21 protein-coding genes and 1 pseudogene are annotated in these 26,950 nt (G+C 49.3%); 19 read left to right on the top strand and 3 right to left on the bottom strand.

Annotated elements, in window-relative coordinates:
- Positions 1-64: 64 nt before the first annotated feature.
- From BLS15_RS08840 to BLS15_RS08815, 6 genes are all read left to right on the top strand, one after another.
- Positions 65-1,798 (top strand): 2-oxoacid:acceptor oxidoreductase subunit alpha, encoded by a 1,734-nt coding sequence (locus BLS15_RS08840; RefSeq protein WP_021256475.1) that lies wholly within the window; start codon positions 65-67, stop codon positions 1,796-1,798.
- A gap of 1 nt (position 1,799) precedes the next feature.
- On the top strand, positions 1,800-2,666 hold the full coding sequence (locus BLS15_RS08835; protein WP_021256474.1) for a 2-oxoacid:ferredoxin oxidoreductase subunit beta: 867 nt from the start codon (positions 1,800-1,802) through the stop codon (positions 2,664-2,666).
- Positions 2,667-2,770: 104 nt separating this feature from the next.
- Positions 2,771-3,340, top strand: coding sequence for a phosphate propanoyltransferase (pduL, locus tag BLS15_RS08830; protein WP_021256473.1), 570 nt, complete (start codon positions 2,771-2,773; stop codon positions 3,338-3,340).
- A gap of 362 nt (positions 3,341-3,702) precedes the next feature.
- Positions 3,703-4,086: a DUF1259 domain-containing protein gene (locus BLS15_RS08825; RefSeq protein WP_021256472.1), complete on the top strand. Its 384-nt coding sequence runs from the start codon at positions 3,703-3,705 to the stop codon at positions 4,084-4,086.
- A gap of 490 nt (positions 4,087-4,576) precedes the next feature.
- Positions 4,577-6,130, top strand: a complete 1,554-nt coding sequence (miaB, locus tag BLS15_RS08820; protein WP_021256471.1) for a tRNA (N6-isopentenyl adenosine(37)-C2)-methylthiotransferase MiaB — start codon at positions 4,577-4,579, stop codon at positions 6,128-6,130.
- Positions 6,131-6,216: 86 nt separating this feature from the next.
- Positions 6,217-6,720, top strand: coding sequence for a YlbF/YmcA family competence regulator (locus tag BLS15_RS08815; RefSeq protein ID WP_021256470.1), 504 nt, complete (start codon positions 6,217-6,219; stop codon positions 6,718-6,720).
- 189 nt (positions 6,721-6,909) lie between these two features.
- Here BLS15_RS08815 and BLS15_RS08810 read toward each other — a convergent pair whose 3' ends face one another.
- Both BLS15_RS08810 and BLS15_RS08805 read right to left on the bottom strand, forming a co-directional pair.
- Positions 6,910-7,917, bottom strand: coding sequence for an electron transfer flavoprotein subunit alpha/FixB family protein (locus tag BLS15_RS08810; protein WP_090511235.1), 1,008 nt, complete (start codon positions 7,915-7,917; stop codon positions 6,910-6,912).
- Positions 7,918-8,018: 101 nt separating this feature from the next.
- Positions 8,019-8,795 carry an electron transfer flavoprotein subunit beta/FixA family protein gene (locus tag BLS15_RS08805; protein WP_028531173.1) on the bottom strand — a complete coding sequence of 259 codons (777 nt, stop codon included), beginning with the start codon at positions 8,793-8,795 and terminating at the stop codon, positions 8,019-8,021.
- 220 nt (positions 8,796-9,015) lie between these two features.
- On the opposite strand from BLS15_RS08805, the pseudogene BLS15_RS08800 reads away from it, so the two are divergent.
- The 11 genes and pseudogenes from BLS15_RS08800 to BLS15_RS08750 all read left to right on the top strand — a co-directional run bounded on the left by BLS15_RS08800 (position 9,016) and on the right by BLS15_RS08750 (position 25,068).
- A pseudogene (locus tag BLS15_RS08800) lies at positions 9,016-11,224 on the top strand ((Fe-S)-binding protein).
- Positions 11,225-11,436: 212 nt separating this feature from the next.
- Positions 11,437-13,857 carry a 3-hydroxyacyl-CoA dehydrogenase/enoyl-CoA hydratase family protein gene (locus BLS15_RS08795; RefSeq protein ID WP_268632503.1) on the top strand — a complete coding sequence of 807 codons (2,421 nt, stop codon included), beginning with the start codon at positions 11,437-11,439 and terminating at the stop codon, positions 13,855-13,857.
- A gap of 226 nt (positions 13,858-14,083) precedes the next feature.
- Complete coding sequence (locus BLS15_RS08790) at positions 14,084-15,349, top strand: acetyl-CoA C-acyltransferase (protein ID WP_021256465.1); 1,266 nt, start codon at positions 14,084-14,086, stop codon at positions 15,347-15,349.
- A gap of 83 nt (positions 15,350-15,432) precedes the next feature.
- A complete protein-coding gene (locus BLS15_RS08785; protein WP_021256464.1) occupies positions 15,433-17,250 on the top strand; it encodes an acyl-CoA dehydrogenase family protein in 1,818 nt (605 codons plus the stop codon).
- A 75-nt stretch (positions 17,251-17,325) separates the two neighbouring features.
- Positions 17,326-19,068 (top strand): long-chain-fatty-acid--CoA ligase, encoded by a 1,743-nt coding sequence (locus BLS15_RS08780; protein ID WP_090511231.1) that lies wholly within the window; start codon positions 17,326-17,328, stop codon positions 19,066-19,068.
- Positions 19,069-19,229: 161 nt separating this feature from the next.
- Positions 19,230-19,655, top strand: coding sequence for a PaaI family thioesterase (locus tag BLS15_RS08775; RefSeq protein WP_021256462.1), 426 nt, complete (start codon positions 19,230-19,232; stop codon positions 19,653-19,655).
- A 77-nt stretch (positions 19,656-19,732) separates the two neighbouring features.
- The gene (locus BLS15_RS08770; protein ID WP_036592466.1) at positions 19,733-20,284 is read left to right on the top strand and encodes a cysteine hydrolase family protein; all 552 of its coding nucleotides are present in this window, start codon (positions 19,733-19,735) and stop codon (positions 20,282-20,284) included.
- Positions 20,285-20,335: 51 nt separating this feature from the next.
- Positions 20,336-21,832 (top strand): nicotinate phosphoribosyltransferase, encoded by a 1,497-nt coding sequence (locus BLS15_RS08765; protein ID WP_021256460.1) that lies wholly within the window; start codon positions 20,336-20,338, stop codon positions 21,830-21,832.
- A gap of 224 nt (positions 21,833-22,056) precedes the next feature.
- Complete coding sequence (locus BLS15_RS08760; RefSeq protein ID WP_021256459.1) at positions 22,057-22,920, top strand: SMP-30/gluconolactonase/LRE family protein; 864 nt, start codon at positions 22,057-22,059, stop codon at positions 22,918-22,920.
- A gap of 309 nt (positions 22,921-23,229) precedes the next feature.
- Positions 23,230-24,249 carry a P1 family peptidase gene (locus BLS15_RS08755; protein ID WP_090511557.1) on the top strand — a complete coding sequence of 340 codons (1,020 nt, stop codon included), beginning with the start codon at positions 23,230-23,232 and terminating at the stop codon, positions 24,247-24,249.
- A 105-nt stretch (positions 24,250-24,354) separates the two neighbouring features.
- Positions 24,355-25,068 (top strand): lysophospholipid acyltransferase family protein, encoded by a 714-nt coding sequence (locus BLS15_RS08750; protein ID WP_021256457.1) that lies wholly within the window; start codon positions 24,355-24,357, stop codon positions 25,066-25,068.
- A gap of 62 nt (positions 25,069-25,130) precedes the next feature.
- Here the strand turns inward: BLS15_RS08750 and BLS15_RS08745 are convergent, their stop codons facing one another.
- A complete protein-coding gene (locus BLS15_RS08745; RefSeq protein WP_021256456.1) occupies positions 25,131-26,084 on the bottom strand; it encodes an L-lactate dehydrogenase in 954 nt (317 codons plus the stop codon).
- Between the two features lie 224 nt (positions 26,085-26,308).
- Here BLS15_RS08745 and BLS15_RS08740 point away from each other — a divergent pair, with 224 nt between their 5' ends.
- Together BLS15_RS08740 and BLS15_RS08735 are read left to right on the top strand one after the other, a co-directional pair.
- A complete protein-coding gene (locus BLS15_RS08740; RefSeq protein WP_175460746.1) occupies positions 26,309-26,701 on the top strand; it encodes a metal-sensitive transcriptional regulator in 393 nt (130 codons plus the stop codon).
- Between the two features lie 45 nt (positions 26,702-26,746).
- A complete protein-coding gene (locus BLS15_RS08735) occupies positions 26,747-26,947 on the top strand; it encodes a cation transporter (protein WP_021256454.1) in 201 nt (66 codons plus the stop codon).
- The last annotated feature ends 3 nt before the right edge of the window (positions 26,948-26,950 follow it).

The raw sequence follows: 26,950 nt of genomic DNA, 5'->3' as shown, positions 1-26,950 counted from the left end.
GCGAATTTTGGTGGCATCCGTCGTGGTGCATATGCGAGTCACCTTTCAAAAGGAGTGGGCGAGCTTGATTAGTCAATTGTCTTGGAAAATCGGGGGTCAGCAAGGGGAAGGCGTAGAAAGTACGGACCGTATTTTCTCGACGGCATTGAATCGTCTTGGATACTATTTATATGGGTACCGTCATTTTTCTTCTCGTATTAAGGGTGGTCATACGAACAACAAGATTCGAATCAGCACGAAGCCAATTCGCGCAATTTCGGACGACTTGGACATTTTGGTTGCATTCGATCAGGAATCCATTGATTTGAACGTTGGTGAACTTCGTCCAGGCGGCGTTATCGTCGCAGATGCCAAGTTCAATCCATCCGTTCCAGAAGGTGTGGATGCACGTCTCTTCGCGGTTCCTTTCACATCGATTGCTGAGGAACTCGGTGCTTCCCTCATGAAGAACATGGTTGCTTCGGGCGCATCTTGGGCATTGCTTGGATTGCCGCTGGAGGTCTTCAACAAAGCTCTTGAAGAGGAATTCAGCCGCAAGGGTCCAGCAGTTGTGGAGAAGAACGTTGAAGCTGCACGTAGAGGTGCGGAGTTCGTACTGGAGCAAGCAGGCGGTCCGCTTGACGATTTCAAGCTGGAGCCGGCTGACGGCAAGCAGAAGCTGTTCATGATTGGTAACGATGCAATTGGCTTGGGTGCGGTAGCGGCAGGATGCCGTCTGATGGCAGCATATCCGATTACGCCTGCATCCGAGATTATGGAATATTTGATTAAGCGTCTGCCGAAGTTCGGCGGCACGGTTATTCAGACAGAGGATGAGATTGCGGCAGTTACGATGGCGATTGGCGCCAACTATGGCGGCGTACGTGCACTGACTGCATCCGCAGGTCCTGGTCTTTCCCTGAAGACGGAAGCAATCGGTCTTGCTGGCATGACGGAGACTCCGATTGTTATCGTGAATACACAGCGTGGCGGTCCAAGTACTGGACTTCCGACGAAGCAGGAACAAAGTGATATGAACGCGATGATCTACGGAACGCATGGTGAGATTCCGAAGATTGTAATTGCGCCAAGTTCAATAGAAGAGTGCTTCTTCGATACAGTAGAGGCATTCAACCTGGCTGAGCAGTACCAATGTCCAGTTATCGTCTTGACGGATTTGCAGTTGTCTCTCGGTAAGCAAACTTGTGAGATGCTTGATTATGAGCAAATTACAATCGATCGCGGTAAGCTGATGAGCGATGTTCCTCCACTAGAGACGAATCAACAGTTTAAGCGCTATGAACTTACGGAAGACGGAATTTCTCCACGTGTTGTTCCGGGGGAGAAAGGCGGACTTCACCACGTAACTGGCGTTGAGCACGACGAGATCGGCAGACCGTCTGAGAGTGCAGTGAACCGCAAGAAGATGATGGACAAACGGTTGAACAAACTGAATGGACTGCAGGTGACGAATGCGATTCACGCAGATGTGCCGCATGAAGAACCAGATCTACTTATCGTAGGCATGGGCTCCACTGGCGGTACGATTGATGAAGCACGCAGACACTTGGAAGCGGATGGGGTAAAGACCAACCATATTACGGTTCGTCAAATTTATCCATTCCCAACAGAGCTGTTCACACCGCATGCGCAGAAGGCGAAGCAAATCGTCGTTGTTGAGAACAATGCTACCGGCCAACTGGCTGATCAAGTAAAATTGAACGTTGGATTCGGAGAGAAGCTTCGCCGAATTAATAAATATGATGGAACTCCGTTCCTGCCTTTGGAATTGTACAAACAAAGCAAGGAGTTGGTCTAGTATGGCAACGTTCAAAGAGTTTCGCAACAATGTGAAGCCGAACTGGTGCCCTGGCTGCGGCGACTTCTCAATTCAGGCAGCCATTCAACGCGCGGCAGCCAACGTCGGACTGGAACCTGAGAATTTGGCTGTTGTATCCGGGATTGGATGTTCTGGTCGGATTTCCGGTTATATCAATGCATATGGCTTCCACAGCATTCACGGCCGTGCGCTGCCAATTGCACAAGGGTTGAAGCTAGCTAACCGTGACCTGACTGTTATTGCATCCGGTGGAGATGGAGACGGCTTCGCAATCGGGATGGGACATACCGTACATGCGATTCGCCGGAACATCAACGTTACGTATATCGTCATGGATAACCAAATCTATGGATTGACGAAAGGTCAGACTTCGCCACGTAGTGCGGTTGGGTTCAAGACGAAGAGTACACCAGATGGCGCAATCGAGAACACATTAAGTCCGCTTGAGATTGCACTGTCTGCGGGAGCTACCTTTGTAGCACAGTCGTTCTCTAGTGATTTGAAGCAGTTGACTTCACTGATTGAGGAAGGCATTAAGCACGAAGGCTTCTCTTTAATCAACGTATTCAGCCCTTGCGTAACATTCAACAAGATCAATACGTATGACTGGTTCAAGGAAAACATAATCAATCTGGAATCCGTAGAAGGCTATGATCCGTCCAATCGGATCGCAGCAATGACGAAGTTAATGGAAACAGATGGAATGATAACAGGTCTTATCTATCAAGATAAATCGAAGAAGAGCTACGAGAATCTTGTATCTGGATTCCGTGATGAACCGTTAGCGAAGCAAAATATTCGCCTTTCTTCTGAAGAATTTGACAAATTGGTGGCAGAATTCAAATAATTGTTGAAAAGGCATGCGTCTTTAGGCGCATGCCTTGTTGCATTTCGTAGTATAATATGATTTGGTACTAGCTAGAGAGAACACATACGTGAGGTGGAAGAGAAATGAAAAACGTACCTGTCGGCGTATCCGCTCGCCATATTCATTTGACTCAAGAACATATCGAGATTTTGTTCGGTAAAGGTTATCAATTGACGGAGTTCAAGCCATTGTCCCAACCAGGACAATTTGCTGCGAACGAAACAGTTGAAGTTGTAGGCTCCAAAGGATCCTTCAATAAAGTTCGTATTTTGGGACCAGCACGTCCTGCATCCCAATTGGAAATTTCCCGCACTGACTCCTTCGCAATCGGTGTAAAAGCACCTGTTCGCGAATCTGGAGATATCGAAGGTACACCAGGCGTTCTTGTAAAAGGACCTGCAGGGGAAGTTGAATTGCAAGACGGCGTTATCGTAGCTGCTCGTCACATTCACTTCCATACTTCTGATGCAGAAAAATGGGGGATTCAAGACAAGCAAAAGCTTCGCGTACGTGTAGGTGGAGAGCGCGGTGTTGTATTTGAACACGTGGTTGCACGCGTATCTGAGAATTTTGCATTGGACATGCATATCGACACAGACGAAGCGAATGCTTCTGGCGTGAAAAACGGCGATACTGCTGAGATCATTGATTAATTATTGATTCATACTTTCGAAATGAAAGGTGCAGTCCTTATAGGGCTGCGCCTTTTTTGCATGGAGTGAGACTCTTCTTCGTTCGTGCAGGGTTCATACTAAATCTGGAGAGTTGGCATTTTAACATAATATAGTGTTATTAGAATCAAATCCGTAGGAACTAGTGAAAAGGGGCTCTGCTGGCATAGTGCTGGCGGGATCCTTTTTTATTTATGGAAATTCTGTCGCAATCCATAATGAGAGAACAAATGAACCTTAAGACGTAGCAATGCACATTTTTATGATTACAGGACAGTGGCTAGTTCCGTCACTTTCCCAACCTTCATATTTTGTATCATCTACGGAAAAGGAGAGACCACGACATGAAAATTTCCGAGTCACTTTGTAAGCGCCTTGCAAAGATCCTAGGTGGAAAGGGAATGTCCGATGGGAAAAGCTGTAGCATTATGGTCGAGAGAAAATTAAATGCAAGAATCCTTGGGAGAAACTATGAGACAGAGCATGAAATCACGATTCAATCGCCGAGAAATGGAACAACGCTAAATACCGCGGAAATTACACTGCTCCAATCGGAAGTCCAGCGCTTTATCAATGCGGCTCGCAAACAGGGATTCAAAATCACGGCTATACACAATCATTGGTTATTTGATAAGCCACGCTTAATGTACCTGCATATTGAAACGATCGAAAACCCTGTTACGTTTGCCAGAAAATTAAGAGCGGCTTTAAATGTCTTAAAAAAATAGGTTTTAATTAAAACTAGCGCATGAAACAAGAGCCGAGGAAAGCATACCTAGGCTCTTTGTAATATTACTTTATTAATGTACTGTCTAGCTTTAACCTCGATACGCAAATTTGTCCCACCTTTAGATGATACGTATATCTCCACATCCTTTTTACCGAACAATGATGATGTGGGAAATTCCGCTTTTCTAGGATCCACATAGATATTACTACTCGCAGAACCGCCAATAGTTACTGACCTACACTTTACTCACAAAATCGATGTAAACACCGGATAAAGTTGTCGAACCTTGTCTGTAGCGAAAGCTCAGAAAACCGCACCATTTCAGTGTTTTGGACAACATAAGGCGATATTGCCTACTCCCTAATAACTAAATCTGGAAGTTCATTCTTGGCTCTCCACTTTGGATGATGGTATAATTTGAAGTGATGTTCATGTACATAGATAACCTACAGACTACAGAATCGAATGAGAAGAAGGAGTGCCGACCAATGAACAAAGAGTCGAAAGATTACTCCAAATATTTTGATTTCTCGAATGCCAAAGTCATTTCCGAGGATGAACAAGGTAAACGGATTCGTATAAATGGTCGTGAAATCAACATTATTTCGGAGCCTAACCAACGTCAGGAGAAGCAGCGGGGTAAGCAGGATGTACAGGTACACTATGATCAGGCCGTGCCTGAGGAGCTGCAGGGACTAGGCGTTGGGAAGAAATATATTATTTATACATTTGGCTGCCAAATGAACGAGCATGATTCCGAGACGATGAGCGGCTTGCTTGAACAGATGGGCTATGAAAAAACGGAAGACCGAAAACAAGCAGATATTATCTTATTAAATACATGCGCGATTCGTGAAAATGCAGAAGATAAAGTATTTGGTGAGCTTGGACATTTGAAGACATTGAAGCTGCAAAGACCGGGGCTTATTCTTGGCGTGTGCGGTTGTATGTCCCAAGAAGAAAATGTCGTGAATCGCATTATGCAGAAGCATCAATTTGTTGATATCGTATTCGGTACGCATAATATCCACCGCTTGCCGATCTTGGTGCGCGATGCCTTGTTTAATAAGGAAATGGTCGTGGAAGTGTGGTCTAAGGAAGGCGACATCATCGAGAATCTGCCGAAGAAGCGGGAAGGAATGCGAGCTTGGGTCAACATTATGTATGGCTGTGATAAGTTCTGTACATATTGCATCGTTCCTTATACCCGTGGCAAAGAACGCAGCCGCCGTCCGGAAGACGTAATTGCCGAAGTAAGAGACTTGGCTCGTCAAGGATTCAAGGAAATTACACTGCTTGGTCAAAACGTTAACGCTTACGGCAAAGACTTTACGGACATCGACTACTCGTTCGGCGATCTGATGGACGAAATTCGAACTATTGATGTACCGCGTATCCGCTTCACTACTTCACATCCAAGAGACTTTGACGATCGATTAATTGAAGTACTTGCGAAGCGCGGCAACCTGGTTGAGCATATACATCTTCCTGTACAATCGGGAAGCACGGAAATATTGAAGAAGATGAGCCGCAAGTATGATCGGGAGCGCTTCCTGGAGCTGGCATTTAAAATCAAACAGGCGATACCGGATGTTGTCTTTACAACGGATATTATTGTAGGGTTCCCTGGCGAGACGGACGAACAGTTCGAAGAAACGATGTCACTTGTACGGGAGGTAGAGTTCGACTTTGCCTATACATTCATCTATTCCCCGCGCGAAGGCACACCGGCGGCAGGGATGGAAGACAATGTTCCGATGGAAGTGAAGAAGGAGCGCCTGCAGCGCCTGAACGCCCTGCTGCAGGATCAGAGCCGTCGAAGCAATGAAAGGCTGCAAGATCAAGTGGTGGAGGTGCTAGTGGAAGGGGAGAGCAAGAATAACCCAGACATTTTATCCGCTCGGACGCGCACGAATAAGCTTGTCCATTTTGCAGGATCGGCCTCGTTGATCGGTCAAATCGTTCATGTTAAGATTACAGATGTGATGTCCTATTACATCAAGGGTGTGCTTGTCACACAACCGATGCAAATGACTTCTTAACCTTTTCTTTATTTTCGGATACAATAAACGAGAAGAGATAGATTTTACCAATACAATTCAGGCCGAATAGATGGGAGAGGTTCTCATTGACGCAACAATCACAATCTTCGAAGGTGAATTCAGAACACGCAGAACACTCGGAGCATGAGGAGCACGCCCATCGATCGGGATGCGGTATACCGAAGTTCAATACGCGGGATTTGCTAGTACGAGAAGATATTATGACGAAGGCGAAGCAATTGTCTGAACTCATTATTACAACGGATGAGGTTCGGCAATATCAGCAAGCTGAGAAGCAAATTCAAACGCATACTAGGGTACAAGAGCTGATCTCAACGATTAAGAAGAAGCAGAAGGAACTGGTTGCGTTCCAATCGTTCCAAAACGCGAAGATGGTAGATAAAATCGAGAATGAGATTAGTGAGCTCCAGGATGAACTGGACAATATTCCACTCGTTGTGGAATTCCAGCAAAGCCAGAGCGATGTGAATTACATGCTGCAACTGGTTATGTCGGTTATTCGTGATACGGTATCTAATAAGATTGAAGTAGAAGCAGCAACTCCTGAAGCGCCAGAATCATGCGATTAAGCACGGATGAATAGAAGAAGGCTTCCTACAGATGATGTGGGAAGCCTTCTTTTTCTTATGAACGGAGAGGGGATCATCGATCATCTTTCATAGTAGGCAGCATTGCTCCAAGGTACACAGACGACGTATGCGGCATTAGGAGCAGTATAGTCGTCAGCGAGATTGAGCCGTTGACAGCCTGCGAAACAATCAGGAGAGCAGCTTGCGGAATTGTTCGGTAAGCAGCGGCACCACCTCGAATAAATCACCGACGATCCCGTAATTTGCTACTTTAAAGATAGGGGCTTCCGGATCGATATTAATGGCAACAATGATTCGAGCTTGACTCATTCCTGCGATATGCTGGATGGCTCCACTAATCCCGCAGGCAAAATAAATCTCAGGTGTAACAACCTTACCCGTCTGTCCGATCTGCAACGAGTAGTCGCAATAGCCCGCATCACAAGCTCCGCGCGAAGCGCCGACTGCTCCATTCAGCACACGTGCCAGCTGTTCCAGGGGCTTGAATCCTTCGGCACTTTTCACACCTCGACCGCCAGAAATAATAATTTTGGCCTCTGACAAATCAACGGAGCCGCTCATCTTCGTGACGACTTCGTGGACAACCGTCCGTAGGGATGGGGCGGGGGCAAGCAAGGAATCAACCTGCGGCTGCTGAATGCTCTCGTGAGTCGGAAGTAAACCCGCTTGTTGAGTAACAGGAGTGAAGTTGTTAGGTCTAACCGTAATGATCCAAGGTCGTGCTTGATTGGCGAAGCGTCTAGTTTCTAATGCTTTGCCTGCATAGACAGGCCTTAGGAAGGTCGTATCGGAGTCATCCGCACGAATCGATACGACATCGGATATTTGACCTGTATGGAGCTGAGCTGCTAGCATCGGCGCGAGATCACGTCCCATCGCTGTATGCCCAAGCAGCACGACGTCCGGCGATTGCTGCTCTGTAAAGGCATGCAGTGCCGCGAAATACGTCTCCGCCTCGTAATATTTATACCTCTCATCATCTGCGCAGCTAACTTGCGCAATTCCTGGAATCATCAAGGACTGGATTGTGTCCTCTGCAAGTTGAAACCCAATGACAAGGACAATAATTCGATCATCAGGCTTCGCCATTTGCGCGGCAGCACCAAGCGCTTCGAATGTAACCTGGCGCAATCGATCTCCGCGTATTTCAGCAATAACAGCATATGTGCGGCTCATAGCAGCACTCCTTTCCAGTCGATAGCACGCTTGCGGCTTCATGTTAAGGCTCAATCGTTACAAGTAAGTGCATGTTCAATTTGCAACCTAGTTAGAAAGAGTTAGAAGAGAGAGGAAGTATCGCGTAGCGATTGAACCAATTGCTCTACTTGCTCCGATACAGTGCCCTTCAATATCTGCCCCTCCTGTCTTGGGGGAGGAAGCTCGAGGGCTACTCGCTCTGTGGCAGGAGCATAAGATTCATTCTGAAGCTGTTCGGCAGCCGACCGCTTTTCGATAGGCTTCCGCTTCGCCTTCATAATGCCTGGTAGAGTCGGATATCTGGGCTCGTTCAATCCTTGCTGTGCCGTAAATAATGCAGGCAAGGTCACTTTGAGATTCTCGTTATCACCTTCTGCGTCACGACTGACCGTTACCTGCGAATCATCGATACGCTCGATCGAAGTGATCGCAGCGACATGTGGCAGGTCGAGCAGGCTGGCGACACGGACAGCAACCTGGGCACTGCCTTGATCAACAGAGAAGTGACCAGAGAAGATTAGATCCGGCTGTTTCTCCTGCAATGTCTTTGCGAGCAAGTGAGAGATTGTGAATTCATCCATCTCCCCTGTTTCACTTGGCGACAGAACAAGATGTACGGCTTCGTCTGCTCCCATTGCGAGCGCTATGCGAAGCGCTTCCTCGGAACGATCAGGACCGGCAGTCACTACGGTGACTACGCCGCCATGATTTTCTTTCCATCGTACGGCTTCTTCGATGGCATATTCATCATAGGGATTTATTATCCATTTTACTCCGTCTTCAGAGAGCAGACCATCTGTAATTATGACTTTTTCTTCTGTGTCGAACGTTTGCTTCATAAGCACAACTAAATTCAAGGTCATCACCCCAAGTTCCGGCTTCATTACGATCATTGTATGGAGAAATCTTCGGACTTATCTCTACTACTTTTATTCGAATTTCATTAACCAGTGGTCATAAAAGGCAAGAACGTATTTTTTCATGTCCCAACTCATATCCATCAAACATAGTTCATTACGAACAGCTATGTTGAACAAAACGAGATCATGCATGTATCACCCAAAAGGGAGGGGAGGTATGGTGCTGATTTATGTAAAATGGCTTGTCTTTCTCTTCGTTGTTGCGATAGGCATCGGCTTGGCATCTGCTGCAATTCGACGACGAGTCAGCTACATAGGCTTGGGGCTGGCAGGCACGAAGCCAACCGAGCAGGCGAGGCGAACCATGCGTGCCATAGGACAGACGTTCGGTCAAGGCAAGCTGTGGAAGGATCCGCGAAGTGGGTTTATGCATGCAGTAATGTTCTACGGATTCCTCCATTTGCAGGTCGGAGCACTAGATTTGATTTGGAAGGGGTTGACCGGCCACTCACTGCCGCTGCCAGCTCATCATGTCTTCATCGTGGCTCAGGAATGGACAGTGCTCATGGTGCTCACAGCAGTATTGTTTGCAGTCTATCGACGCTACGTGGAGAGGCTGCCTCGCTTGAAGCGGGGGGTGGAAGCCCTCAATTGTACTGTTCTTCATCGGCGGATTGATGGTGACTGTCATTGGCACCATGACATTCGATTATGCGCTAGAGGCCATGAATGGAGTTGGAGGGCCTAATGGTTCGATTTCGGCAGGAATTGCATCGGCTATCGTAATGCCCTTGTCAATTGGCGCACATGCAGAACTGTGGCTCACCGTCGGATATGAATTATTTTGGTGGTTACATTTGCTGATTTTGTTTTCATTTCTCATATATGTGCCGCAATCGAAGCATTTCCACCTGATAACTGCACCGATTAATCTCTGGCTGAAGCGTCCAGAGGAAGAGACAGGGAAGCTGAAAATGATCAATTTAGAAGACGAGGAGGCAGAATCATTCGGGGTTGGAGCAATCGAGCAATTCGAGCGGAAGCAGCTGCTTGATCTGTATGCCTGCGTGGAGTGCGGACGCTGTACGAATGTGTGTCCTGCATCGCATACGGGCAAGCTTCTCTCTCCTATGCATCTCATCTCGAAGCTGCGTGATCACTTAACCGAGAAAGGGGCAGCCATAACTTCGACCAACCCGTGGGTACCAAGCTTGGCAGCACCTGGGTCGCTGCCGTTCCATCGCATGGCGGAGGAAGGTGTGCAGCAGGCCGAAGGTGCATTTGATGAGCCAGCTGCGCTGCAGCGATTTCCGCAAGGGATGCAGGGGACGATGGCTAAGCAGCAGGAGAGATGGCTGAGAAACATACCTGATGAGCAGCATCCGTCTGCTCAGTCAATCGATTTGATCGGTAATGTTATTACCGAGGAAGAACTATGGGCATGTACAACATGCCGCAACTGCGAGGATCAGTGTCCAGTCGGAAATGAGCATGTCGATAAAATTGTAGACATGAGGCGCTATCTGGTGCTGACACAAGGGCAAATGCCTGTGGACGGACAACGAGCGCTGCAAAATATTGAGCGTCAGGGCAACCCATGGGGGATCAGCCGCAATGACAGATTCAAATGGGCCGCAGAGTGGACGAAGGAAACAGGGATAACTGTGCCGACGGTTAAGGAGCGTCCAGATTTCGAGGTGCTGCTGTTCGTGGGAGCTATGGGTTCCTATGATATGCGTACACAGCACGTAACGAAGGCACTAATTCGTCTTTTCCATGCAGCTGATGTGGCATTTGCTGTTCTTGGCAATGAAGAGCGGAGCTCAGGAGATACCGCGCGGCGTATGGGCAATGAATTTTTGTTTCAGCAGATGTGCACAGAGAATATTGCAACGTTCCACAAATATGGTGTCCGAAGGATCGTTACCGCTTGTCCGCATACGTATCACACATTGAAGAAAGAGTATCCGGATTTTGGGTTGGATTCAGAAGTGCAGGTATATCATCACACAGAATGGCTGTATCAGTTGTGGCAGGCGGGGCGTATTCGCTTCGTTCATCCGGTTCACGAGAGCGTCGCTTGGCATGACTCCTGCTATTTGGCACGTTACAACGGGATTATTGACGTCCCTAGAGAACTGCTGCGTGCAGTGCCGGAACTAACGGTGCTTGAATTGGAACGAAGTGGGGCTAATGCGATGTGCTGCGGGGCAGGCGGTGGTCAGATGTGGATGGAGGAAACGTCTGGGACGCGCGTCAATGTGGCGCGGGTGGAGCAGGCGCTTCAGGTTCAGCCTTCTGTGATTGGGTCTGCATGTCCATATTGCCTCACGATGATGGAGGATGGTGTCAAGGCGAAAGAGCGAAGCGATGTGCGCAGTGCCGATATTGCTGAGCTGCTCGTCAAGTCTGTATGTGGAATCTAATGTTCAGGGAGGTGGAGTGAAGCATGGCATGCTTGTATGGCCGTTCTTCTACGCTGCGTTAGCTGATTAACATACGAGGCTTGCTTATGGTGTCCTGGGGTGCGTCTGAGAAGGAGTGAGGCATATAGAAGGACAGATTGCGGGGAAGTGTGTCCGTGCAAATGAAAGGCAGCTGGGCTATATCATGCATATGCAGTAGGAGGGGTACCGAGGTGAAACGATGGAATGAGGTTCAACGGGCAGCTGTTATTGGCTCAGGGGTAATGGGAGCCGCCATCGCAGCTCATTTGGCGAATGCAGGCATACGATGTCTGTTATTAGATATCGTGCCAGAAGAGCTGACGGAGGACGAAGTGGAGGCAGGCAAGACTCTGGAGCATCCAGATGTCCGCAGCCGCCACGCTAATCAAGCGATTGCGCGATTGAAGAAGTCGAGCCCAGCACCGCTCTATATGGAAGCGTTCGCAGAGCGTATCATACCGTGTAATACAGCGGATCATTTGCAGGAACTTGCGCAGGTAGATTGGATTATTGAGGCGGTCACGGAACGAGTGGACGTGAAGCGCACGGTGCTGGCGCAAATAGAGCGCCACTGGGAAGAAGGGACGCTGATCAGCTCGAATACGTCAGGCATTTCCCTTGAATCCATGTTGGAAGGGCGATCAGAAGCATTTAGGCGTTCATTTGTCGGCACTCATTTCTTTAATCCGCCACGATACATGCATCTGGTGGAGCTTATACCGAATGCATTGTCGGATCAGTCGGTATTAGAAGGGGCCAAGGAATGGTGTGAGCGCAGACTGGGCAAGGGAGTAGTCATTGCCAAAGACACGCCTAACTTCATTGCCAATCGAATTGGGACGTACGGCTTGGTGATCACGCTTCAAGAAATGGAACGGTACGGTCTTACCATCGAGGAGGTCGATGCCTTAACAGGGCCGATTATCGGGCGGCCGAAGAGTGCTACATTCCGAACGCTGGATATCGTCGGACTAGATACATTCCTCCATGTAGCGAACAATGTGGCTGAGCATGCTGAGACAGAAACGGAGCGGAATGCGTTTGCTCTGCCGCCTTGGTTCAAAGAAATGGTAGAACGAGGCTGGCTAGGAGAGAAGAGCGGCCAAGGATTCTATCGCAAGGTACGCAGCGGTTCACCTGGAGAAGATCCGATCCATGCACTGCGTTGGCAGGATTGGACGTATGGGCCGAGGCAGCAGGTTGCTTCGGTGACGCTGCAGCAGGCGAAGCGGGAGAAGGGAACGGCAGCAAAGCTGAGAGCTGCAATCAGCGGCCGTGACCAAGGTTCACAGTTCATCTGGAGCATGATGAAGCAGGTATTGTGCTATGCAGCTTCCAAGGTAGGGGAAATTGCAGATCATATCGAGGATATTGATAAAGCAATGCGATGGGGCTTCAATTGGGAGCTGGGCCCATTTGAATGCTGGGATGCGATTGGTCTTCGGGATAGTGTCGCACGCATGAGGGCGGAGGGCACAGAAATTCCGGCCTGGCTGGAGGCATGGCTGGAACAAGGTCACGAGCGGTTCTATGAGCATCGAAGCAGCGGATTGTTCTTCGCCGCGGCAGGAGAATGGCAGCAAGCCGTGGAGAGTGAACAATCGATATTGCTTCGCTCTTTGAAGGAACAGGGAAGGACAATCGCACGCAATAGCGGTGCAAGTCTTATTGATGTCGGCGATGATGTGGCCTGTCTGGAATTCCATTCTCCGAACAATGCAATCGGGGAAGATATTTTATCCATGATCGAGAAGAGCGTAGATATCGTAGCGCGTGACTACCGAGGTCTCATTGTTGCGAATGAGGGACGTAACTTCTGCGTTGGGGCAAATGTGATGCTTCTGCTCGGCGAAGCTCAGGCCGAGGAATGGGACGAAATCGACTTCATTATCCGCCAATTCCAGCGAGCGATGATGAAGCTGAAGGGCTTGCAGCGGCCCGTCGTTGCTGCACCGCACCGAATGACACTTGGCGGAGGTGTGGAGGCGTGCCTGCCGGCCGATATGATTGTGTTCAGTCCAGAGACATACTTCGGACTAGTGGAGACCGGAGTTGGACTGATTCCTGGTGGGGGAGGCTGCAAGGAAACGGCGATTGCGCTCTCACATCGGCTGCCGCATCCCGATGATGATCTGAACGCATCACTTGTGCGAGCATTCGAGACGATCGCCATGGCCAAAGTGTCGAACAGCGGTCATGATGCACTGCGACTCGCCTATGTACGATCCCAAGATCGTGTGCTATTCGCGGAGCAGCGCCGCATCTATGAAGCGAAGCAGGCCGTTCTCGCTATGGATTCGGCAGGGTATGTAGGGCAAGTGCAAGAGGCTGGTCGACCATCTATACGCGTAGCTGGACGGGAAGGCTTTGGCGTTCTGCAGTTAGCCGTATCCAATATGCTGGAGGGCGGCTACATAAGTGAGCACGATGCGTTAATTGCTCGCAAGCTCGCACGTGTACTTACAGGTGGAGACGTGCCTGCCAATCGCCTCGTATCTGAATCGCATCTGCTCGACTTGGAGCGGGAAGCCTTCTTATCTCTTTGCGGAGAACGGAAAACACAGCAGCGGATGCAGCACATGCTGAGCAAGGGGAAGCCGCTGCGCAATTAGGGCATATCGAATTAGACATCATACTGGCAAGCAGGGACGGAGCAGTGGCTTGGATAGCAGCAAAGAAACAATGAAGCAACCAGTAACGGAACAACAGAACATCAGAGCAACAGAGCAACAGAGCAACAGAGCAACAGAGCAACAGAACAGAATCAGAGCAACTGGGCGGTGATAGCTGGCATTGGTTCCTGTTGCTGGAAGGCAATTGGGTGAGAGGGGGATATGCATGGTAGCGGATACGCCTGCAAAAGCATTAAGAGAAGTGGTCATCGTTGCGGCAGCAAGAACAGCAGTAGGTAAGGGAAAGCGTGGAGCACTGGCTGACACGAGAGCGGAGGATTTGGGACGGACCGTCATTGAGGCGGTGCTGGAGCGAACCCCAGGACTAGAGAAGCATGACATAGATGATGTCATTCTCGGTTGTGCGATGCCGGAGGGGGAGCAGGGGCTGAATGTAGCGAGGACAATCGCGCTTTATGCAGGGCTGCCCCATACGGTTCCTGGGGTCACCATCAATCGATTCTGCTCTTCCGGATTGCAGGCAATTGCCTATGCAGCGGAGCGGATTATGACGGGAGCTGCGGACGTCATCATTGCCGGAGGCGTGGAGAGTATGTCACATGTTCCAATGACAGGCTTCAAGCTGTCTCCTCATCCAGTTATCTCTGAAGAACGTCCTGAAGTCTATATCAGTATGGGTCACACAGCGGAACGGGTCGCCAAGCAATTTGGCATAACTCGCGAGATGCAGGATGCATATGCGACAAGGAGCCACCAACGTGCAGTTCAAGCCTATGCGGACGGGAAATTCAACGATGAAGTGGTGACCGTTCAGGCTAAGCGAACTTGGGAGGAAGCAGGCGGCAAACTGAAGAGTACGACCATCGATTTTCGAATAGATGAATGCATTCGCCCAGAGACAAATGAGGATACGTTGCGCAAGCTGAAGCCGTCTTTTGCCGCACAGGGCTCTGTAACAGCTGGCAATTCCTCACCGTATAGCGATGGAGCGGCCGCGGTCATGGTAATGAGCCGGGAGCGGGCAGAAGAACTAGGGTTGGAACCGCTCGCGGTATACCGTTCGTTTGCCGTTGCGGGCGTCCCGCCTGAAGTGATGGGCATCGGACCGGTTGAGGCTATCCCGAAGGCGCTTCGCCTTGCAGGAATCACGAAGGAAGAGGTAGCGCTCTATGAGGTAAATGAGGCATTTGCCGCACAGTGCCTTGCGGTCATTCAGGAGCTGGGACTTGATGACAGCATTGTGAATGTAAATGGTGGAGCGATTGCGCTTGGTCATCCGCTTGGCTGCACGGGCGCGAAGCTGACCACAAGTCTCATTTATGAGCTGCGCCGCAGAGGTGGTGGTCTTGGTGTTGTGTCCATGTGCATCGGCGGCGGGATGGGGGCTGCAGGCGTATTTGAGGTTCTGCCGCCGCGTGAAGAGAACGGTGAGGATCTTGCAATCGCATCGAAAGATTCAGATGAGGATTAACGGCACATAGACTTGTCTGCATGAATCGTACCAGACGGGAAGATGGCGGGTACAAGAATGAGGATGGATCGGAGGAATGAAGCATGGAAGCTGCGTCTACGACGCGTGTAAGAGGCGGTGGCTTCGTCATTGACGAGCCGAATCTGGAGTGGGTAGTAACACCAGAGGATTTCACTTCGGAGCAGCGATTGTTCGCGGACACGACTCAGGCATTTGTTGAGGGAGATGTGCTGCCGCATGATGAGGATATTGAACATCTTAATTATGAGCTGACTGTTCAATTGATGCGCAAGGCAGGAGAGCTTGGACTGTTAGCGACAGATATCCCAGAAGCCTATGGGGGGCTTGGTCTCGATAAGGTAAGTTCTACGATTGTCAATGAGAACTTGGCCCGTGCATCTTCCTTCGCATTGTCCATTGGCGCTCATGTTGGCATCGGCACTCTGCCGATTGTGTACTTTGGAACGGATCAGCAGAAGCGCACGTATTTGCCTGAACTGGCGACAGGCGCTAAGATCGCTGCCTATTGTCTAACAGAACCAGCATCCGGTTCTGATGCGCTCGGCGCACGAACAACGGCTAAGCTGTCTGATGATGGTACTCATTACATTCTGAGCGGATCGAAGTTGTATATTACGAATGCTGGTTTTGCAGATATTTTCATTGTGTATGCCAAGGTAGATGGTGTGAAATTTACAGCATTTATTGTGGAGCGAAGCATGGAAGGATTTACGGTTGGGCCGGAAGAGAAAAAGATGGGGATCAAGGGCTCATCCACCTGCCCGATTTACTTCGATCATGTCCGTGTTCCGATTGAAAATGTGCTTGGCGAAATCGGCAAGGGGCATCTGATCGCATTTAATATTTTGAACATAGGCAGATTCAAGCTGGGGGCAGGTTGTTTGGGTGCGGCGAAGGAGACGATCCAGTTGGCTTCCGCATATGCGAATGCTCGCACACAGTTCGGAAAGCCAATCAGCAGTTTCCCGCTTATTGGGAAGAAGCTCGCGGAGATGAATACGCTGACCTATGTGTTAGAGAGCATGGTATATCGAACATCAGGATATATTGATGCGATGCTGCAAGACGTCAATGATGGCTCTTCTAGTACGGGAGCGCAAGATTCAGCCCATGCAGGCGTATCTCCGGCCAAAGCAATCGCGGAGTTTGCGCTTGAATGCTCCATTATTAAGGTATTTGGCAGTGAAGCACTGAACACGATTGCGGATGAGGGCGTGCAAATCCATGGCGGTTATGGCTACATCCAAGAATACAAGGTCGAGCGGATCTATCGCGATGCACGCATTAATCGGATATTCGAGGGCACGAATGAGATCAATCGACTGCTTATTCCTGGAACCTTGTTGAAAAAAGCATTAAAGGGTGAGCTTCCGTTAATGGAGCGCCTAGAGCAGCTGCAGGAAGAGGTTCTGGCATTCAGCCCTTCACTTGGCGATGAAGAAGATGGCCCAATGGCTGAACTTTATAAGTTGTTGAACCAAATGAAAACTGCGTTTCTCGTTGTGGGCGGAACGGCGGTTCAGAAGTATGGTACGCGCATCGAGCAAGAGCAGGAGGTTCTTTCCGCACTCGCAGACATGATGATTTATATTTACGCAGCAGAAAGTGCGATTCTCCGAACGGATAAGCTGGTTAGCCGCTTAGGTAAAGAGAAGGCTGCGCTTGCTCTGCAAATGACACAGGTGTTCGTTCGTGATGCGCTTCAGGTAATTGAACAGAGAGCCAAAGAAACGCTTCAAGAAGCAGCATCAGGAGATGCCCTTCGCACGCAGTTATCGCTGCTCAAGAAATTCAGCCGCACCACTCCATTATCCTTGACCTCGCGGAAGCGGGCTATCGCTGCACGCATTATTGCGAACGAGCGTTACACCGTTGTCTAGATTAACAATGAGCAGCAATCAATATGCGCTGATGCATGGTGAAGCGCAACTAGAACGAGGAAGGGGAGTAGCATCATGAATGCCTATTCTGATGAAAGGCCATGGCTGCGCCATTATCCCGAAGAAGTAGCACCGTCGTTCGACTATCCGAAGCATAATGTGGCCCACCTGCTAGAGAAGGCTGCGGCAGAATTCCCCGAGCGCGCAGCTATTGAGTTTATGGGGAAGACGCTTACGTATCGTGAACTACTCGCTTCTGTCTATCAATTTGCTGGAGGCCTGCGCTCACTTGGTGTGAGTCCAGGAGAGCGGGTTGCCATCATGCTGCCGAATTGCCCGCAAATGATCATAGCCTATTACGGCACATTGATGATGGGTGGAATTGCGGTGATGACGAGTCCGCTGTACATGGAGGGAGAATTGGCCCACCAACTGGAGGATTCCGGAGCAACCGCGATCATTACATTGGATTTGCTGTTTGCTCGTGTACTTCATGTGAGGCAGAAGACGAAGCTCAACCACATGATTGTTACTTCTATTCGGGATTATTTGCCGTTCCCAAAAAATTGGTTGTATCCATTGAAGATGAAAAAGGATGGCCAATCGCTCGCAATTCCTGATGTTCCGGGTGTTGTTCGCTATAAGCGCTGGCTCGCATCAAGTGCGCCCCTAACGAGCGCGCATTCTGTGGATGCCGAACAGGATGTCGCCATGATTCAATATACAGGAGGCACAACCGGAAGAGCGAAGGGAGTGATGCTGACGCATTATAATTTGATTGCCAATACGGTGCAGACGTCAAATTGGTTCTATCGCGCGCAGCGCGGCAAGGAAACGTTCCTTGCGGCACTCCCATGCTTCCATGTGTTCGGCTTGACGGTACTGCTCAATTTAGGAATTCATCTGGCAAGCAAGCTTATTCTGCTGCCTCGGTTCGATACGATGCAGGTGCTCGAGTGCATTCATAAGGAAAGAGCAACGATCTTCCCAGGAGCTCCGACGATGTACATTGCAATTAACCACCATAAGGAGGTAGCACAGTACGACCTATCGTCTGTGCAGGCGTGCGTGTCTGGCTCTGCACCACTCCCATTGGAGGTGCAAGAGCGGTTCGAAGCCATTACAGGAGGCCGGTTAATTGAAGGTTATGGCTTAACGGAAGCTTCACCGGTTACACATGCGAATCCGCTCTGGGGATATCGGAAGATCGGAACCATTGGCATTCCATTTCCCGATACAGATGCTAAGATCGTCAATCCAGACACTGGAGAGACGATGCCAGTCGGCGCCATTGGCGAACTGGCTGTACGAGGGCCGCAGATCATGAAGGGATACTGGAATCGACCTGAGGAGACGGCAGATGTGTTGAAAGAGGGGTGGCTGCATACTGGCGACATGGCCAAGATGGATGCCGACGGGTTCTTCTCAATCGTCGATCGGATGAAGGAAATGATCAATGCAAGCGGATTTAAAGTGTTCCCGCGCGATGTGGAAGAAGTGCTGTTCGAGCACCCGCAGGTAAAAGAGGCAGCTGTCATCGGTGTGCCGGATCCTTATCGGGGGGAGACAGTCAAGGCCTTCATCGTGCCAGTGGAAGGAGCTGCGATTACAGAGAAGGAACTGGAAGGATGGTGCCGGGCTAAACTCGCTGCATTCAAGATTCCGCGGCAAATTGAATTCCGATCGGAGCTGCCTAAAACAATGGTTGGCAAGGTGCTAAGGCGCAAGCTAGTGGAGGAAGAGGCCCAGCGCCGGCTGCAGCGCGATGGCCATCGGGATGGGATCGCATCAGATGATACAGACAAGGACAAAGAGTAGATGCTGCGCAATATGCATGCATTGTGATAAGATAGAAGGGGAAGGCCGGTCGTTGATAGAGATCGGCCTTCTCTACTTTCAACATTTTGTTAGTGAAGTAAGGGCATAATGTTAGTATACTATTAGGTAAATAATGGCGGAAGAATCGAGAGGTGGCTAACATGAGCAATGAGCAGAATCTGCAGTGGGATGAATTAGAGGCACGTGCGCAGTCTTCGTTCTGGGGATACTTGGGTTGTGAGCTCGTTCATGCGGATGAGAAGGAAGTGATCCTCCGGTTAGATGCGAAGGATTACCATTTGAATATGATAGGCATTGTACATGGGGGCGTGTTGTCCTCCCTGCTTGATAATGCGATGGGAATCGCCGCTTCCGCATACAAGCAAGATCCGAATATTGTTACCGGAAGCCTGAATGTGAACTTTCTGCGACCAATGAAGGCAGGCATATTGGAAGTAAGGGCGCATGTCGTTCATGCAACGAAGCGCGTGCTCACGCTTCAAGGCACGGTAGTGAATGAGCAAGGGGAGCTTGGCACGATGGCAACGGGGACTTTCCACGTGAGAGGTCAACGCGCGGGAGGTTGACATTTAGCACCGATTTGTCATAATGACGTTAAGCTAACTATCGGATATCAGGTCTCGGAGAGGAGATGGATTCGGAATTGAAGGCATTGATTGTCATAGATTATACGTATGATTTTGTATTGGGCCGACTTCCATGCGGGGAACCGGCCGTACATATTGAGAATCGTGTTGCGGAGTTGGTAGATTCCTTCGTGAATGCTGGAGATTTCGTGACGATGGCGGTTGATCTGCACGAAGAACAAGATCCCTACCATCCTGAAACGTCTCTGTTCCCGCCGCATAATATTAGGGGCACGGATGGGCGAAATCTATACGGTCAAGTAGCTGAAGTATACGAACGCCATCAATCCGAAGTATACTGGATGGATAAGACCAGATACAGCTCATTCTGCGGCACGGATCTTGATATGAGACTGCGAGCAAGACAGATTGAAGAAGTCCATTTAGTTGGAGTATGTACGGACATCTGCGTGCTTCATACAGCTGTAGATGCTTATAATATGGGATATAAGATTATTGTCCATGAGGATGCTGTCGCCACCTTTAATGAGCATGCGCATGAATGGGCGCTACAGAACTTCCGCAATTCACTCGGTGCTCAGATTATAAGTGGGTACCGCACAGAATAGTTAATGCCGCATACTGTATGACTGGTAAGTGGTAGAAAGAGAGATGACCTGATGAATACATCAATGGCCCTACACACAGATAAATATCAAATTAATATGATGTATGCACACTGGAAAAATGGCACTCACAATCAGCAGACTGTGTTCGAAGCTTTTTTCCGCAAGCTGCCCTTCCATAACGGGTATGCTGTGTTCGCTGGCCTTGAGCGCATCGTTGAATATATTGAACGCTTGCATTTTACAACAGAAGATATTGAGTATCTCGGCATGCAGGAGGAGCAGTACGAGGAAGCATTTCTGGAGGAACTGCGCAACTTCCGCTTTACGGGACAGATCGATGCGGTTCGGGAAGGTACGCTTGTATTTGCGAATGAACCGCTTATTCGTGTTGAAGGACGCGTGTTCGAGACTCAGCTGATTGAGACGGCACTGCTGAACTTCATGAACTTCCAGACACTCATTGCAACGAAGGCATCGCGCATTAAGCATGTTGCTTCCACTGATATTCTGATGGAATTCGGCACACGTCGTGCACAGGAAGCCGACGCAGCTCTATGGGGGGCACGCGCCGCTTACTTGGCTGGCTTCCATGCAACGTCTAACATGCTGGCAGGCCGCAGATTCGGCATTCCGACAAAAGGTACGCATGCACACGCATGGGTGCAGAGCTTCGAGAGCGAGGAAGAGGCATTCCAAGTGTTCGCTGAAGCATTGCCTGATCAGGTGACGCTGCTCGTTGATACGTATGATACGCTGCACAGTGGAATACCGAATGCCATTCAGATTGGTATGGAGTTGGAGAAGAAAGGGAAGAAGCTGCAAGCCATCCGACTCGATAGCGGCGATATTGCCTATTTGTCGATTCAAGCCCGCAAGTTGTTGGATGATGCTGGTTTGAAGGATGTACAAATATGTGCGTCCAATGATCTGGATGAATACACCATCTCAGACTTGAAATCACAAGGTGCCCGCGTGGATATGTGGGGAGTTGGTACGCAGCTTATTACTGCAGCGGATCAGCCATCTCTTGGCGGAGTGTACAAGCTCGTATCGCGTGAAGTGAACGGCGAGATGAAGCCGACAATCAAGATTTCGGCTAATCCTGAGAAGGTAACGACACCAGGCAAGAAAGATGTATACCGCATTATTCATAAGAAGAAGAAAAAAGCAATTGCGGATTACATTTGCCTCTCTGAAGAAGATGAGGTAAAACGTCGGGCAAAGATTAAGTTATTCGATCCGATTCATCCATATTTGCACAAGTATGTAGAGCACTATGAAGCAGAACTGCTGCTTCAACCTGTATATCGGGACGGCAAACTAGTCTATGAGCGTCCGAATCTGGAAGAAATCCGTAATTACCATAAGGAGCAGCTTCAGCTGTTCTGGCCGGAATATTTGCGCAAGTCGAATCCGGAGCAGTATCATGTTGACGTAAGCACGAAGGCTTGGGAACTGAAGCGCGACATGATTGAATCACATGTTCAAGAGAAGGAAAAATGGCGTACATTCCAAATGGATGCCGGTGATATGGAAGATCATGATTAATTAGCGGGAACAATTGTTGGACAAGTATCATTCATTGATTCATTTATACAAGCTTCCAGAAGTTCGTGTTGAGAGTAATGTAGATTCAGGCTAGGAAGCGGGGATAGAATCGCTGTCATGCTGCAAGGGCAACTGTGATAGCATTTGTCTCTGTTCACTCCTATCACTTGCAAGATCGTTAACGTTGTAAATGATGTACATGCGAATAGGGAGAGTGAGATTGCATGAATCAGACGTTTGATGGATCCGGAATTCAGATGCGAAGCAGTGAGGTATTTACGCCACAGCATGGATTTACACAAGGCATAGAGGGACCTGCTTGCGATAAGGAAGGCAACTTGTATGCTGTCAATTACGAACGGCAGGGCACGATTGGCAAGGTAACGCCAGAAGGCGAATGCTCCGTATTCTTGGAGCTGCCTGAGGGATGCATTGGCAATGGTATACGCTTTACTCGCAATGGAGACATGTGCATTGCGGATTATGCAGGGCATCACGTATTCCGCTATTCCTTCGTGACGAAGGAACTGCACGTTCTGGCACATGATCCAACGATGAATCAACCGAACGATATAGCGATCATGGCAAATGATATTGTGTTTGCCAGCGATCCGAAGTGGGCCGATGATACAGGGCAAATCTGGCGTATTCGCCCAGAAGGAGAAATGACGCTCCTGGAAACAGGGATGGGTACGACCAATGGCATCGAGGTTAGCCCAGATGAACGCTTGCTCTATGTCAATGAATCGGTTCAACGACGGATCTGGGTATATGATCTTCAGGAGGATGGCAGCATCTCGAATAAGCGTCTGTTCCATCAGTTCCCTGATTTTGGATTGGATGGCATGCGATGTGATGTTGACGGCAACCTGTATGTCGCACGCTTCGGCAAAGGAACAGTCGCGGTTCTTGCTCCAGACGGAATCGTGACAGAAGAGATCCGCCTCCATGGAAGCAACTGCACGAATGTAACATTCGGCGGCGAAGACGGCTGTACGGTATACGTCACGATCATGGATCAAGGTAATGTCGAACGATTCCGAGCGAATCGTCCTGGCCGCTGCCGACGTCTATTCGGACTCGTATAATTAATTCATAATAAGAGGAGCCCTAGCAGCGGGCTCCTCTCTCTTCTTGTGAACGATGGGGCTTGGGTAATAACTTGTAGATGATAGTTGCGGCTTAGACAGAACTCGAGGATTGTAAAGCCTATTATTTCTCGGGAAAGCGCAGAATTAGGCATGAATCGGCATGAATGTACAAAGCTCGACGAGTCACCAGCGAGTTACGAGTTGCATTTATGTCGTATGATTCCCGCAGCGGGTCGCTTCATGCATCATCGAATCATGAGAACCGGAAATAGACATCTAACAAGGATGACAGAAAAGGGTGCGAATATGCAATCTTCCCATTGGAATATCAAACCCGGGGGCAAGCCTGCTCGCTATCCTGGCGCAATCACGGATGTACCAGGTATTGTTGTCGGGCATGCGCATGATAATGAGGCACATACAGGCTGTACAGTCATTGTAGCAGAACAAGGGGCTATATGCGGCGTTGATGTCAGGGGATCAGCGCCTGGCACTCGTGAAACGGAGTTACTGCAGCCAACCGCTCTCGTTCAGCATATTCATGCATTGTGTCTCAGCGGCGGAAGCGCATTTGGACTCGCTGCTTCACAAGGGGTGATGCAGCGATTGCAGGAGCAGGGGATTGGACTTGATGTCGGCGTTGCCAAGGTGCCAATTGTTCCATCAGCTATTTTATTTGACTTGGCGATAGGCAATCCGACAGTCGTACCAACTGCAGAGATGGGATATTCGGCTGTTGAGAATGCGATGTCTGAAGCGGTTGCCGAAGGCAATGTAGGTGCTGGCGCAGGTGCAACGCTTGGCAAGTTCGCGGGAGTGGAACGAGCAATGAAGGGCGGATTTGGTACGGCTTCTGTACAATTGCCAAATGGTCTTGTTATTGGTGCGGCTGTTGCTGTCAATGCGGTTGGCGAAGTGAGACATCCGAAGCATGGTATAACATTAGCTGGGGCAAGAGCGGATGAGATGGGACAGTTCATTGATCCGTTGTCTTACCTAACGCAATTGGCTAATCCCTTCCAAGCGACGATGAAGCCGGGGACAAATACGACAATTGCCGCAGTCGCTTGCAATGGAACATTCACAAAGACCGAAATGACGAAAATTGCACAAATGGCGCATAATGGCTTGGCTCGTACCATTTATCCTGTCCATACGATGTATGACGGAGATACAGTGTTCGCGATGACAACAGGCGGAATAGACGCCTCTGTTGATCTGGCGGGCATGTGGGCAGCCGAGGTGCTTGCTTATGCCGTCCATAATGCCATCATTGCAGCGAATTCCGTTGAGGGTGTGCCTTGCTCACAAGAGTGGCTTGATTAACTGGTTTGATAGAATAGCTTGATAGTCTAGCTTGATGTGCATAACAGGAATGATTTAATAATGCATCACACATCGATACGTTGTAGAGGGGAATTACATCACATCATGAAATTCATACGAACATTGATTTGGTTTATTTATTTTTGGCTTTATTTACTTTTCATTATCCCTGGGATGTGGAAGGCCAATCGACTATACAAGCAAGGACGGTATGAAGAGCTGGATGCGTACACGGCCCAGCAGGTCGGAAGATGGGCACGTTCATTGCTGCGTGTAGCCGGTGCGAAGGTAACGATTCGTGGATTGGAGCATATCCCAGAAGGCGGAGCCGTCTTTATCTCCAATCATCAAGGGAATTTCGATGTGCCGATCATGCTTGGGCATGTTGGCAAGCCGAAGGCGCTAATGGCCAAGGCAGAGTTGGCGAAGCTGCCGTTCATTCGTGTGTGGATGAAGTACTTGCGCTGCATCTTCGTTGACCGCAGCAACGTACGCCAAGCCATGAACAGTCTGAATGAGGCGGGCAAGCTCGTAGAAAGCGGTCATCCGATCGTCATCTTCCCTGAAGGAACACGAAGCAAGAGTGAACACATCGGTGAGTTCAAAAATGGCGGCTTCCGCGTCGCTACGAAGACAGGGTTCCCAATTGTGCCTGTTCGCATATCTGGCTCTTACAAGCTGATGGAGGCGAATGGGAATTGGATCAGTCCTGCTCATGTGGAGGTGACCGTTCTTCCTCCAGTATCGACAGCTGGCCTGTCGAAGGAGGAGGCTGCGGAGCTTCCAGAGCAAGTACGTACAATGATTGTGAATGCGTAATTAGGAAGGCGCACCGTCTACGGACAGTGCGCCATTCGTTTATTCACAATCAACACCCAACACTATTTAGGGAATACCGAAGATATTGCTTGCTTAAGCACGCCTGCGGAATGATGAAGCTTCTGCATCTCGTCTTCAGACAGGTGAAGCTCGTATACATCGCGGATGCCTTGGCGATTTACGACGGCAGGAACGCCGATGTACACATCATCCAGACCATATTGCCCAGTCAGCAAGGCAGATACGGACAGCACAGAGTTCTCATTCTTCAGAATAGCCTTTGTCAAGCGAGCCAAGCCCATTGCGATTCCGTAGTAGGTAGCCCCTTTACGCTCGATGATGTGATAAGCAGCATCGCGTACATTTAGGAAGATATCATCCAATTCTTCCTGTGTCGGCTCTCCATGCGTCTTGCGATAGTGCTCGAGCGGCTGGCCGCCAATGCTGACATTGCTCCACGCAGGGAGCTCAGTGTCTCCATGTTCGCCCATAATGTAGGCATGGACGTTGCGCGGATCGACGCCGATTTTTTCGCCGAGCAAATAACGCAGACGTGCGGTATCTAAAATTGTACCAGAGCCGATGACGCGATGAGCAGGCAGACCTGAGTATTTCCAGGTTGCATATGTAAGAACATCGACTGGATTTGTTGCAACCAGGAACAATCCATCAAAGCCGCTCTCCATGACGGAAGTAACGATCGATTTGAAGATGTTCGCATTTTTGCCGATTAGATCAAGACGTGTTTCTCCTGGTGCTTGGTTCGCACCTGCTGTAATGACAACGAGGTCAGCGTCCTTGCAATCGCTATAGTCTCCAGCCCATATGCGCATATTGGATGCGAACGGAAGACCATGATTCAAGTCCATCGCATCTCCTTCTGCTTTTTTACGGTTAGCGTCGATAATGACTAGCTCAGCGGCCAACCCTTGATTGAACAACGCGAACGCGTAACTGGAGCCAACAAAGCCCGATCCGATCAACGCGACGCGGGACACTTTTGTCATTTGGGTCATAATAAGTGTGCCTCCTCGAAAGTAATAACAATAAGTTCGTCTGTTAGACAATGGGCCTGAAGCCAGACTAACACTTAAATTTTAACCATTTTCCGAAGAAATAACCAACCCTAATTTACCACAGCGAGAAATTCGAGTTAGCTGCAGAAGAAAGCATTCAAAAAAAGGGCTTGCATAGGGTAGGGGGGTATAGTATAGTTAATGCATGAGGTGGTGATACACAAATGTCAAACGAACGTATCGATGAACAAGTCGATGACGTGATGACCGCTGCTTTTGGTACAGAAGATGCTTGCCATGCAAGTGAAGAAGGGTGCGAGCACCACACTTCAGACGGGAAGCGGATGAGTCATCACTCGGATGAGATGAAGAAGAAGTTGGTTCACCGCTTGAATCGCATTGAAGGTCAGGTGCGAGGCGTGAAATCCATGATTGAAAAAGATACGTACTGTGACGATGTGCTGAATCAGATCGCATCCATCCAGTCTGCACTTCATTCAGTTGGCAAATTGCTGCTCGAAGGGCATATGAAGAGTTGTGTCGTTGAGCGATTGCAAGACGGGGAGCCGGAAGTCATAGACGAGTTGCTAACAACGATTCATAAATTACTAAAATAAGAACATGGCCTGTTCCCTTAAGGAATGGACAGAGGAGGAAGTAAGATGGTTAACGAAACATGGACAGTAGAAGGGATGACATGCGGGCACTGCAAGCAAGCTGTAGAACGAGCAGTAGAAGGTACAGGTGCAACTGCACAGGTTGATTTGGCTGCTAAGCAAGTAACCGTATCTTATGATGAGTCCAAAGTAAAGCCGGAACAAATCCGTGAGGCGATTGAGGAGCAAGGCTACGACGTCGTGTAATGA

Source organism: Paenibacillus sp. cl6col (assembly GCF_900102125.1).
GTDB lineage: Bacteria > Bacillota > Bacilli > Paenibacillales > Paenibacillaceae > Paenibacillus_B > Paenibacillus_B suaedae.
This window is presented reverse-complemented; position numbering and strand designations above follow the sequence as displayed.